Source organism: Rossellomorea sp. ABR4_012 (genome assembly GCF_056159545.1).
On sequence record NZ_JBSWVK010000004.1, the window covers coordinates 53,770 to 65,957 of the forward strand.

At 39.5% G+C, this 12,188-nt stretch carries 12 protein-coding genes; 4 read left to right on the forward strand and 8 right to left on the reverse strand.

Annotated elements, in window-relative coordinates; all coding sequences use genetic code 11:
* Window positions 1–49: 49 nt before the first annotated feature.
* Window positions 50–2,161, reverse strand: coding sequence for a peptidoglycan D,D-transpeptidase FtsI family protein (locus ACXAFV_RS16245; RefSeq protein WP_475128507.1), 2,112 nt, complete (start codon window positions 2,159–2,161; stop codon window positions 50–52).
* Window positions 2,162–2,568: 407 nt separating this feature from the next.
* On the opposite strand from ACXAFV_RS16245, the gene ACXAFV_RS16250 reads away from it, so the two are divergent.
* The gene (locus ACXAFV_RS16250; protein ID WP_475128017.1) at window positions 2,569–2,955 is read left to right on the forward strand and encodes a sporulation protein; all 387 of its coding nucleotides are present in this window, start codon (window positions 2,569–2,571) and stop codon (window positions 2,953–2,955) included.
* Between the two features lie 60 nt (window positions 2,956–3,015).
* On the opposite strand, the gene ACXAFV_RS16255 is transcribed toward ACXAFV_RS16250, so the two are convergent.
* Both ACXAFV_RS16255 and ACXAFV_RS16260 read right to left on the reverse strand, forming a co-directional pair.
* Window positions 3,016–3,720, reverse strand: coding sequence for a class I SAM-dependent methyltransferase (locus tag ACXAFV_RS16255; protein WP_475128019.1), 705 nt, complete (start codon window positions 3,718–3,720; stop codon window positions 3,016–3,018).
* A gap of 490 nt (window positions 3,721–4,210) precedes the next feature.
* Window positions 4,211–4,945 (reverse strand): nucleotidyltransferase domain-containing protein, encoded by a 735-nt coding sequence (locus tag ACXAFV_RS16260; RefSeq protein WP_475128021.1) that lies wholly within the window; start codon window positions 4,943–4,945, stop codon window positions 4,211–4,213.
* A 160-nt stretch (window positions 4,946–5,105) separates the two neighbouring features.
* On the opposite strand from ACXAFV_RS16260, the gene ACXAFV_RS16265 reads away from it, so the two are divergent.
* Both ACXAFV_RS16265 and ACXAFV_RS16270 read left to right on the forward strand, forming a co-directional pair.
* A complete protein-coding gene (locus ACXAFV_RS16265) occupies window positions 5,106–5,585 on the forward strand; it encodes a hypothetical protein (protein ID WP_475128022.1) in 480 nt (159 codons plus the stop codon).
* Window positions 5,586–5,969: 384 nt separating this feature from the next.
* On the forward strand, window positions 5,970–7,130 hold the full coding sequence (locus ACXAFV_RS16270; RefSeq protein ID WP_475128023.1) for a TolB family protein: 1,161 nt from the start codon (window positions 5,970–5,972) through the stop codon (window positions 7,128–7,130).
* A gap of 85 nt (window positions 7,131–7,215) precedes the next feature.
* Here ACXAFV_RS16270 and ACXAFV_RS16275 read toward each other — a convergent pair whose 3' ends face one another.
* Window positions 7,216–7,992 (reverse strand): class I SAM-dependent methyltransferase, encoded by a 777-nt coding sequence (locus tag ACXAFV_RS16275; RefSeq protein WP_475128025.1) that lies wholly within the window; start codon window positions 7,990–7,992, stop codon window positions 7,216–7,218.
* A 187-nt stretch (window positions 7,993–8,179) separates the two neighbouring features.
* Between ACXAFV_RS16275 and safA the strand changes: the two genes are divergently transcribed.
* A complete protein-coding gene (safA, locus tag ACXAFV_RS16280; protein WP_475128026.1) occupies window positions 8,180–8,812 on the forward strand; it encodes a SafA/ExsA family spore coat assembly protein in 633 nt (210 codons plus the stop codon).
* 87 nt (window positions 8,813–8,899) lie between these two features.
* Here the strand turns inward: safA and ACXAFV_RS16285 are convergent, their stop codons facing one another.
* The 4 genes from ACXAFV_RS16285 to ACXAFV_RS16300 form a co-directional block, all read right to left on the reverse strand.
* Window positions 8,900–9,919, reverse strand: coding sequence for an STAS domain-containing protein (locus ACXAFV_RS16285; protein ID WP_475128028.1), 1,020 nt, complete (start codon window positions 9,917–9,919; stop codon window positions 8,900–8,902).
* Window positions 9,920–10,217: 298 nt separating this feature from the next.
* Entirely contained in the window at window positions 10,218–10,862 is a 645-nt protein-coding gene (locus tag ACXAFV_RS16290) for an SDR family oxidoreductase (RefSeq protein ID WP_475128029.1), read from the reverse strand.
* A gap of 136 nt (window positions 10,863–10,998) precedes the next feature.
* Complete coding sequence (locus ACXAFV_RS16295) at window positions 10,999–11,367, reverse strand: VOC family protein (RefSeq protein ID WP_475128030.1); 369 nt, start codon at window positions 11,365–11,367, stop codon at window positions 10,999–11,001.
* Window positions 11,368–11,437: 70 nt separating this feature from the next.
* Window positions 11,438–12,097: an O-methyltransferase gene (locus ACXAFV_RS16300; protein WP_475128032.1), complete on the reverse strand. Its 660-nt coding sequence runs from the start codon at window positions 12,095–12,097 to the stop codon at window positions 11,438–11,440.
* Window positions 12,098–12,188 lie beyond the last annotated feature (91 nt).

Consider the following 12,188-nt stretch of genomic DNA (forward strand, 5'->3'; position numbering starts at 1 on the left):
AATAACAGCTAATCAAAAAAGCGCTGCCTGATGGCTGCGCTTTTTGAGATTATTCTGTTTCTTCTGCCTCTTGATCATCAGCTTCATCCATCGTACGAACTTCACCTTCAATGGACGTATCTAACAACCCTTGTTTTTCTGCTTCTTTTTTTAATTCGAAATATTTGTCCATGATCCGTTTCGCGATTGTTTTATTGACACCGGGATCTTTGTCTAAATGTGACCATGGAACAACGACTGAATAGGCTATTTCAGGATTATCATAAGGAGCGTAACCTATTAAAGTAGTGTTATATGTCTTTGTTTTATTGATATATGTTTCAGCAGTTCCTGATTTAGCTGCTGCATTATATGGAGCATTGGTGAACTGTACCCTTGCAGTACCCCTTGATCCGTGTGCAACTTGGTAGAACCCGCTTTGTACTTGTTGCAGTTCTCTCTCTGACGCATTTATTCTATTTATGACCTTTGGTTTATTCTCCCACACAATTGGTCCAATTTTGTTTTTTTCATGATTCGGCTCGCGTATTTCCTTCATGATGTGAGGTTCTATCCGATAGCCGCCATTGGCGATAGCTGATACATATTGAGCTAACTGCATTGGAGTATATAAATCATATTGGCCAATAGCAAAATCCAAGAGCAAACCAGGTTTTTTTTCAGAACCCTTAAGACCATATGTTTCACCAGGTAAATCAATACCAGTATTCACCCCTAGACCAAATTGACTAAAATGGTTTCGCATGATATCAAACGCTTTTACATCAATGTCAACAAATGGTTGGTTGTGTGTGGTTGGTGCATTTCCAATTCTCAATGCCGTTTTAAACATATACACATTCGATGAAATTTCCAAAGCCTGAATGTCATTTAAATACTTACTGCCTTGGGTGGCATTGAACCAGGAGCTCTTCTTTGTCCCACCGAGGTTCATGGGTGCATCATATAGAGTTTCTCCTATGCTTAATTTGTCCGTCATATAACCAGTCAATACCGTTGCACCTTTCACCGCCGAACCTGCTTCATAAGCTGATGTGAAAGTCCCCAACGCATAATCCTGCATCTCTGTTTGACCGTCTGCATTCTCGCCATACTTCTTTCCGACCATCGACATGAGTTCACCTGTAAGGGGATCCATCATCACGACAAATGCGCGTTCCAGAAAAGGCGATTCCCAATATTTCGCTGCCTGCTTCCCTAACTCTTCCTCAACGATCTTCTCGACTTCCTTCTGCAATTTCATATCAATTGTGAGCACGACATCTTTTCCGCTGTGCCCCTCTTTTAGGAGCTGCTCTTCAAGGACACTTCCCTTTTTCGTGATGTATTCAATTTCTTCCTTCTGTCCTTTTAATACATCTTCATATTGCGCTTCTACATAGCTCGTTCCCACCCTGTCGTTCAGGGCATATCCTTTGGCTGTATAAGAGTTTACTAATTCACTTGGAAGACCTTCTTTGGAAGAAGAAACTTTCCCAAGGATCGAACGAAGTGTATCATCCCCGACATATCTTCGCTTCCAGTCGGTCGTGACATTCACTCCGGGCATTTTGGCCAAATTTTCATTTACCCTTGCCATCTCTTCAGTGGAAACCCCCTCATTTTTGACAATTTGGGGGGATAATGCATAGCCTGTATTAAACTCCCTGAAAACCGCAAGTACTTCGAGTTCATCGTTGTTAAAAGAATGGATGTTTTCTTCAGTAATTCGGTCCAGCTGCATTTGATAGACCTTTTTATTAATATCATCCTTGGATAAGTCTTCATTATCTTCCAGTCTCTTAATCTCTTCCCTTGAAACCAGTTTTTCTGCTTCATCCGGATGAGTGAGCAGCCAGAAATCCTGCCTGTCACGGTCCGTGATTTTTTTTGTATCCATCTCAATCAGCAGAGCCAGTTTTCTGGCAACCTTAAGCATCTCATCCGGCTTTGTCGATTGTGTCCTCGTATAGGTAATTGCATTCATCGGGACATTGTCAACTATGACATTCCGGTAACGATCATAAATCTTCCCCCTCGGAGGACTGCCGTTATTTGCTTTGACATTTTCAGTGCGCTGAACTTCTTTCAGATAATCATTCCCGTGTACAATTTGTACGATTCCGAGTCTCAATATCAGCAGAGTGAATAAAACGAATACAGCAAAAAACAAGATGTTCATTCTGAATGGCAGTGTATTTTTCTTTTTTTTATTCTGTTTTTTACCCTTCAATGATAAAACTCCCCTAGTCTGTAATGGTATAAATCCCTGCCATCATTGTACCGAAAATCTCTGTTCATTTCTACCTTGTTTTACCATTATTGGTTGTAATTAAAATAGATGTAAGGATAAGTAAATAGTATGAGGATTGTATGAATTTGAGATTAAGCAGTGTACACTGACTAAGAAAAATAGAAGTTTAATACGATTAATCGAGGTCCGCAAAATTTGTCGACAATGGGGGCTGGACAGTACGGGTTCTTTCTCTTACAATAAGGTTTGAATTTGAATCGAATCTTATAAAAATTGAAGCCAAAACTCTCCATGCAGAATTGGTAACTAGATGATTGAGAGGTTGAATTGCTTTTATGTTTAATAAACTGATGTGCAGATTCGGTATAGGATCTACTAAAATTGATTTGGTTTTAAACAAAAAAGATTATCGCCCTGGCGAAGTCATCCAAGGTGAATACGAAATCATTGGAGGAAGGATCGAGCAGAAGTTGAAACGTATTGAAACGGAGCTGCTGCAGTATGACCATAACAGTGACCGATCCTCTGTCCTTCATCACAATACCATTTTAAGTTCCTCGACCATGAAGGCAAATGAACTTAAAAAAATCAGTTTTTCATGCAGATTAGCGGATTCTTATCCGCCAAGCAGTGAATCAATCTCTTATAAGCTCGTCACCCGTCTCGTATTTGATGATGGCATTAACAGGGTTGACCATGATGATTTTCGTATAATAGCTTAGCAGTTTAAGATACAAGATTTATAGAAAAAACGTTCAGTCATCCTGAACGTTTTTTTGTATCTATTTTTTCCTGAATAATGCTGCAATCAATTCGGATATTCCAAACATCCTGTCTGATTCGTGCTGGTCTCTCATCTTCCTGATCTCAACAGGTTCAAAATCAGAGAAAATACGTTCTAATTGAAATTTGTTATACCCGAGTCCACCTTGAAGTGAACCTGTTCTGTACACTTCCCAGTCAGAAATGACAGCACCGCCCAGTTTACCGCCCCTTATAAAAGCAGTTAGTGCAAAGTGACCTCCCGGCTTCAGAGCCTTGTTAATTAATTGAATATAGCTCAATCTACGGTGGGGAGCGATATGATGGAAACAACCTGAATCGTAGACAAAGTCATACCCGCCTTCTTCGATGTCCAAGTCAAATATATTTTTATGTAAAAAATGAATCGAAGCACTGCTTTCTACTGCACGTTCTTCAGCCCATTGAAGGGATGTTTCCGAAATATCCACCGCATCAACTTCCCATCCATTATTGGCGAGGTAAATGGCATTTCTTCCAGGGCCGCAGCCTAATTCCAAGACTTTCCCCGCCGTTAACGTTCCTTTGCTTAGATAAGAAACTAAATTTTCATCAGGTACATTTTTGAAAAACGGAATTTTCTTGTCTCGATCACGATAAAAATCTGTCCAGAAATCGTCAGGTTCCCTTAAAAAAGAGTCGAGCATTTCAAATAATTCCTCTTCATTATAAATCGTTTCTTTCATACAGTTCCCCCTTCCTGGTATAACTTAATTTTACCTGTATTGCTTTAGAATTGGGTTACCACGATTTTACAAAAATGTTAATTAAGGAGTTGAATTGTTGTCTAATCCACTGAAAAACACAAGCGAGAAGACGTCCTTCTTTTAGTATGAGGAGCAGAATACAAGGTAACATACTCTCCTGCATAAAAAGCCTAAAATCTCTTACGATGGATTGTGACAACATTCAGAATGAGTGCTTACTGTGAATTTCTGGAGTAATGTTACAATTATTTCGTTAATATTACAAAAAATGGACTACAACACAAGAAACCACTCACCATAAGAATGAGAGGCTTCTTAATATATGTAATCAGCCAAGAACGTTTATTATCAAGAAGTTCAGATAATGCGTCGAGCGCTGACTATTCTAAATAACCTACGGCAAGCACACTGAGTATGCATCCCACAAGGACAAATAAAGTGGTCAAGGTATACACCTCACATTCGGTAATTATTCCTTACTTGTGCTGTACTGTTTCCCTAATGAAAATCCAGCGAACAGCCTGCCTCCATGAGGCTGTAACACTGAGTCCACCAGTGATATGACCCGATGTTTATCTCCTGTTTTATAAAAGTACTCAAAGCAGTTAACGAATTTTTCTGCAAAAGCAATATCGTATTCTCGCAAGGCACGAACAATCCATTTACCAGAACCGATCCATTTTCGGTTGGTCCTTAATACAAATTCATGAAGGGCTTCAGCTAGGCTGCCTGCAATAAAAATGGTTTCTCCGTGCTGGGTACTTCCGACAAAATCATCAAGCAGATCAGTTAGGAAATATCTTTTCATGCGTAAAGTCGATGAATTCCATTTAGGAGGTCCCTCTTTCAAAAATGCCTCAGCAGTTTCCTTAAATTTGCTGCTTAAACCATTATCCTGGACGATGATCCCTTCAGCGACCATTCTTGGCAGGGATGGCCTGGCTCTCTCACAATCGCTTTTGATGTATTCAATCAGAGATTCCTGGTTATGGACGAATACCTCAATCGGCCAGTTATAAGTAATTCGTGATTCTCGGTATGCCGTTTTTACTTTTTCATCAATTACTACAATATCCAGATCGGAAGTGTCCGTGGCTTCTCCTCTAACAACACTTCCCCCTAATATGACGATTGAACTCCTCGAAAAGTTTTCGTCTGTGAACATTTTTGCTGCTTTCAGTGGTTCGATTCTTTTACTTTTCATATATACTTACCCCTCTCAGATTATTCCAGATATAACTATATTAGCTTACTAATTAATGAGATAGTTATATTTTCTCAATTATGCATTTTGAGCCAATATTCCCCGTTTGGTTTTTCTCCTATTGGGAACAATGGAGGTAAACAACAAAGGAGGTCCCATTGTGAAAAATATTAAACTTTTCAGCTTCGTATTAATTGGAGGCTTGTTACTGGGAGGATGCGGTGGAAGCGATAATGCCGAGGAAGTGAAAGAAGTTACCCCTTCTGAAGAATCACAGCCGACTACTGGTGATGGTAAAACGGAGGAAGATCCTTCAAATGATGAAGAAACACAAGATCTCCCTAAAGGTGTTGAGGATACAACCAGCTCTGTGGAAAAATTAGCTATGACACTGTCTAATGGTCCTGATGATGCCCAGAAATTAAATGATCAAGGAAAGATGATAGAAGAAAAATGGGACAAAATCGAAAAACAAATAGAAGAAAAATACCCCGAAGATTATGAGAACATTGAGAAAAGCCTCTATCCATTGATTGAAGAAGCAAAGAAAGATACACCTGATGCCGATAATCTAAAGACATTGGCTGAGGATACGAAAATTAAATTGAATGAGTTTCATGAAAAAATTAAAAATCAGTAAATAAATCCACCCGCAGCAACGAGATTGCTGCGGGTTATTAAATGTTGAGGAACTCCTCGATATAATGTGAATGATTGAATAATGTATCATCAAGATCAAACAGTAACAGATCATAATTCTCGATCAGCATATAAATCCTCCTTACTAATATCATGTTAGTACAAACTCCTGCTCCTATTTTAGTCTCGTACTAAGCCAGTCACCACCGCAGACATATGAATTAGGAGTTGAGTCGTTTCATTCACAAAAACTCAACTCTTAAATTCATGGTAATTGAGCAAGCTAATGGTAGGTAAGGCGGTGATAAAGTTGACTCGATTTATTCTAATAATAATAATGGCTTTCTTATCCTTCCCCTATATTACAGTTAAAGCTGATTCACAAATGAAGGTGGCCTTTCTCAGAGGACATAATGTTTGGATTTTGGTTGATGGGAAAGAACAGCAGATCACGACTTCCGGAAAAGTGACCGAATCTCCCCAATGGTCCCATGATGGAAAGTGGGTCCTTTATCAAGAAGAAGCCCCTTCAGAATTTGAACAGGGCAGACAAAATGAGCTATGGGTGTACAATCTTTCTTCTGGTGCAAGGAAGAAAATATTCTATGATGGTTATGCACCTTCATGGGCTCCAAATAAAAATGAAGTATCCTTTTTACATCGTGGTATTTTGAACATTTCTGACCTTCATCACTTTTATAATATCGCTGGAGGTGTAGATGGATACTCCTGGCAGCCGGACGGCAGTGGATTTATATTATCTGCACAAGCTTACTTCCTTCCTGATGGCTGGACAAACCCGATTATTTACATCAAGAAATTATCTTATCCATTGGACAACCTTTCCGAAACCAAAAATGTCAAATCACTGTTTACCATTCCTAAAGAAGTTGGGAAAGGAGAAAACAAAGTAATGGCTGTTGGTTCATCACATTTCCGTTACTCACCTAGTCAGAAATGGATATCCTTTTCAGTATCACCAACTGCTTCCCTTGCGATGGACAGCAATATGCTTAGTGTCATCTCTTCCAATGGTGAAACATTCGTGGCCCTTGACGAAATAATCTTTGGTGTCGGGAAACCAAAGTGGGCGCCGAACAAGGACATTCTTGCCTACATCGCAGGAAGCGGGCGAATAGTATATGGATTCACCAATAAAGAACTCAAAGCGAAAGAATTTCCTGCTGCAGCATCATTGACCCCTGATTCATATGCAGAGCTTGATTTTACCTGGTTAAATGATGAAACCATTGTTTCTTCGAGGGTTAAAGAAAAGGAATGGTCAAATGATTTTAAAGAACATCCTCTTCCTGTTCTTTATCTGATAAGACTGAAATCTGATAAGGGAATGGCCATTACCGATCCACCAGCTGGGTTTGGAGACTACAACCCCAAATATTTATCTTCTTATCGAAAGCTTATGTGGTATAGGGGCAGCTCTATTACCGCTCAATATCGTGATATCTGGATTTCTGAGCCTGACGGTAAAGGAGCAAGGAAATGGCTTGAAGAGGTCGAAGCTATTTCGGTTTATGAACCGAATTGATTTAGGTGGAGAGAACAGGAATATCCCTGCCCTCTTCTCTCCCTTTCTGTCCATAAGTAGTTTCCACCTCCCGTTTATAACTCCATCATGCATCCGATTTATTTTTATGTAATTTGGCCTTTAAGAAAAATCTGTTCGTTTTCACTTCAAAAAAACCTTTTGACTGAATCGTTTCATGAATTGTGTAAAGAGAGTCTTTATATCGTTCGATTGAAAAATCAGGTACTTGCCAAGGAATCGCTTTCAAATAGTAAACAAGCGCACCGATATCATAAAAACGTTGATAAGGCTCTTCTTCCTTACATTCAATGATGTCGAACCCTTCCAGAATTAATTCGTTACTGGCGTATTCCAGATTCCAGTGAAGAAACTCATCGTTTACAGGTGCACCCAAGGCGTGATTGATTTCAACACAGTCATTCCCTCCTACCTGCTGAGTGATGAATGTACCCTGTGAAGAGATCATTCTCTTCACTTCACTTGGTAAATATTCCTCATGCTTGTTGATAACAAGGTCAAAAGTTTCATCATCAAATGGGAGAAGATTATCTTTTTTGACTTCTTTTACTGTCACACCAAAAGACTCGAGGCGTTTTTTAGCTATAGGAAAGTTAGGGGCATAGCCTTCGGTTGCACATGTCACCGGAGGAAGCGGCTGAAACTTTGACAACAGCTCTCCTCCCCCAGTTCCCATATCTAACATCGCCTTTGACTTACGTATGTATGGAATGACGATACTTCCATATGACCAGCTCAGCAACCCATTATTCATACGGCCAGAGTCTGTAATATAGGAAAAATCCCATCCTGAAAAGTGTTCTTCAATATCTCGCAGGTAACTTACAAATAATTCATCATTCATTTTGTCTTCCCCCTTGACTCATCTCTGTTTCTAGTATATCAATAATCTCTGGAATTTGGATGATTATTCCTTTATTCTTCAAATCAGATTCTAGTAAATATTACTAGATGTTGATAAATATACGGTTCTCAAGTCATGGTAACAACTACCTGTTTAAACGTTTTCAAAATTATATTTCAATAGAATTATGAAAACTATAAAATTATTTTTTATCCTATTGTTGTCTGTCACTTTAGTCACTGGTTTTGGGAAAAATTCGGAAGTCTCTGCTGCAGGTACATACACTGTGAAATATGGAGACACAATATGGAAGATTGCTGTAAAGCACCAGGTGGGAGTTTCTGAACTGATTGATGCGAACCCTCAATTGAGTAACCCGAATCTCATTTATCCTGGACAAAGCATCTCCATTCCAGCAGGCGGAGATCAAACAGCTCAGAATTATACATACGAAGTAGTTAAATTAGTGAATGCAGAACGTGCAAAAGCTGGCTTGGCACCACTTAAAGAAAACTGGGAATTATCAAGAGTGGCCCGTTATAAGTCGCAGGACATGATCGACAAGAACTATTTCAGTCATACTTCTCCTACTTACGGGTCTCCATTTCAAATGATGAAAGACTTCGGCATTTCATATCAAGCTGCAGGCGAAAACATTGCCGCCGGACAAAGAACGCCAGCCGAAGTGGTCGATGCATGGATGAACAGCGAAGGACACAGAAAAAACATCCTTTCTTCAACTTATACGGAAATCGGGGTAGGATATGTTAAAGGTGGATCGTACGGTCATTATTGGACACAGATGTTTATTAAAAGGTAAAAACGCTAAATAAATTGGGAGGTTAATCAAAAAGGGACAAGTCACAGAATTTGTGATTTGTCCTCTTTTAACATTTCTGAAGGAAGTCTATATGATTTTACGACCTGCCTGTGCAAGAGCAAAATGAATGCCATGTTGTAACGTTTTAAAACATTCGAATCTTGAAAAGTCAATTTCTGTACGTGCGATGTGAGCACCAAGTTTAGCTGAGATCCCAACCAAAATTGTGTTTGTCCCTATTAATGACGCAGCTGCACCAATCTTGTCAATCAGGCTGGTAGTATGGTCATCAATGTCATCATCAAGAGCCGTTAAATCCAGGATTAAGTAATTAGCATTATGGGCTGGAAGATTGTTTAAGGTTTTGGCGACAAGGTCCTCGGCACGCTCCCCGTCATATTTACCGAGAAGCGGCACAACGACTACACCTTCAAGAACTGGAATCATAGGAGAGGATAAGTCTTTTACCAGTTCTTGGAGGTCTCTCGTTTTATCTTCCACCAAAGCTTCCAGTTGTCTAATATGCTCATTTTCTCTTTTGCGTGTAAGTTCATGGATGTTGTTATTGACGGTAATATCTGAAGGGAAGTATTCAACCTTAGAGTACTCATGACCATTCAGCTGGTACTGAATAACATTGTACCAAATGTTCGTTTTGAAAAGTCCGGTAAATATGCCGGCGAAGTGAGCCGGAAGAAACTTTCCTCCATTACTTTTTTCCTGAGCGACGTTAATTTTATGTTCCCAGCTGTCTTTTAAAAGAATGGTTGCTTTTTTTGTATCAACATTCAATTGATCAGTGCTTATTCGTCCCCATCCTGCAGAAGCGTATGTATGCCCTATCAACTTTGCAGCTTCCTCAGCCCCCACATGCTTCAATTTCTCAAAATACTCTCCCACTATAAGTCCCTGACGGAAACCCGTAGTTTCAAGTACTAATGTAGCAGCCTCTTCTCCGGACACCTCTTCAATCGTATCAAAGAACATTTTCATCGCACTCGAAATCCAGAATAAAACAGCATCCTGACCTTCATATGAGAATTGCCCCTTATCCATATTCCATCCAAAATTGATTTCCTCTACTTTAAAATTTGTTTGAGCTTGCACGTTAAAACCCCCAGTTAAAATCAATTACTCTATTAAAATTAATATGACTTCAAGTTTTAATGTAAGGATCTCTAAGACTCAAATGATTTCTGTTCACCTTTCACCCTTTTCTCTCCCTTTAAATGAGTCTCTCATATCTCATGGTAACACAATTTTATTAGCGATTTGATAATTATACCTGTTTTACAAGAATACACCTTTGGTTTGTCAAGGAAATATTTTACAAAGTAGAATTCTTAAATTAAGCCTGCATCACTACAAAAGGCGTAATGATCGAATCATCACGCCTTTTGTTTCATTAAATTCCTTTAATTGCTTCTTCAATCGAATCGTTTCCTGAAATGAGATCGAACCCTCGATTAAACGTATGCTCTTCTGTTAAAGAAGCGTAGATGGCTTTCGCAACATCCTCACGCGGAATGGATCCCCTTGATAAATTTTCGGCGGCAGAAACTTTTCCGGTTCCAGTTTCATTCAACAAACCGCCTGGACGGAGAATTGTATAAGTCAAACCGCTTCTTTCCAGCTCCTTATCTGCAAAATGCTTTGCAGCATAATATGGCTTTAATGATTCGTTCCAATTTTCCCTATTGTGAGCTTGAAGTGCACTTACAATGATGAATCGTTCTATACCAGCCTGCTTTGCGGCTTCCATTGTTTTAACAGCGCCGTCTAAATCGATAAGCAAAGTCTTGTCAGGACCTGTATGCCCGCCTGAACCTGCGGTGAATACAACTGCATCCGTTCCGACTAAGCCTTCTGAGATTTGATTCACAGAATCTTCTAAATCTACCAGTGAAGATTGAATGCCTTCATTTTGGAAGATTCGCTCCTGCTCTTCTTTTCTGACAATCGCTTTTGGAGTGAAGTCCTTGCTATTTTTCAAAAGCTTGATCAAATGTTTTCCGATTTGTCCATTAGCACCGACTACTGATACTTTCATGTTCCTCATCTCCTTATCCGATTAAAATGATATGGTTTAATGATGACATGTTTATTTAGAGTATACAAACATTCTGATTTTGTAAGCTATAAGGAAAAAAGGGTCAGTGTCGGTCCCCTAAAACATATTCACTATATTAGTCTTGGCAAACCATTAGTTTATTGCCATCGGGATCTTTGAAGACAAAAAACTGATTATGTTCGATAGAAGTGACAAGTTCTACCCCTTTATCTTTCATAAATTGATATGAGGCATGTATATCGTCCGTACCGAATTGAATGACAGGGACGTTTAGCACAGGCTGCTTTTCACTCTCGTCCCGCCACCTCGGCATCGTGTCCAAAATCATTCCGGCCCCCTCCATATCAGCAACGAATAAATGATTGAAGAAAAACTCTCCACGTTCAATTCCAAGCATTTCCGAATACCATTCTCTAGACTTCTCAATGTTACTTACAGGAATGAAAACGGTGTTTATCTTGTTTTTAATCGGGCTTTTTGGCATAGTGATCCTCCTTTTGGTTTGACCATTGTATCTAGATAATAGCGGAATTCCCTTAATTCAAGTCCAGTGCTCATGCCTTTACAATGCTAAACACAAATCCATCATAGCCTTTCGTTCCGACAGTTTGAATGGCTGTTGAATCGATCCGTTCGCTTTCTGAGAGAATGTCTACAAATTCTCGTATCCCTTTTATATTTTCGTCTTCACTGGCAGCATCCGTCACTTTGCCTCCTCGAACCACGTTATCTGTAATGATCACCGCGCCTGGGTTGGAAAGTTCAAGGGCCCATTTGAGATAGTGAGGGTTATTCTTTTTATCTGCATCGATGAAGATAAAGTCGAATCTTAGATCCTTTATGGAAGGCAAAGTATCTAGTGCAGCTCCAACAAGTACCTTAACTTTTTTATCAAGACCTGAATGTTTAATATTTTCACGGGCAACCTCAGCATGTTTTTCACTATATTCCAAAGTAATCAGAGTCCCGTCGTCAGGCAAGGCTTTTGCCATCCATATGCTGCTATAGCCTCCGAGAGTACCGATTTCCAGAATGTTTTTTGCCCCTTTCATCTTTACCAGCAGATGAAGGAGCTTCCCTTGGTTGGGTGCAACATCGATTGCAGGCAGTTTTGCTTTTTCATTTGCCTCTATTGCTGCGTCCATCCCTTCATCTTGTTTGTGCAGCTTGGTAGTGAAATAGTAATCAACTTCTTGCCACGTTTTTTCATTCATGTGCAGGCTCCTTTTTAACTTATTGTTGAATTGAATTCGGACTTTTCGAAATTATTTTACCATGAAATGACAATAAATGTATCGATTCAAA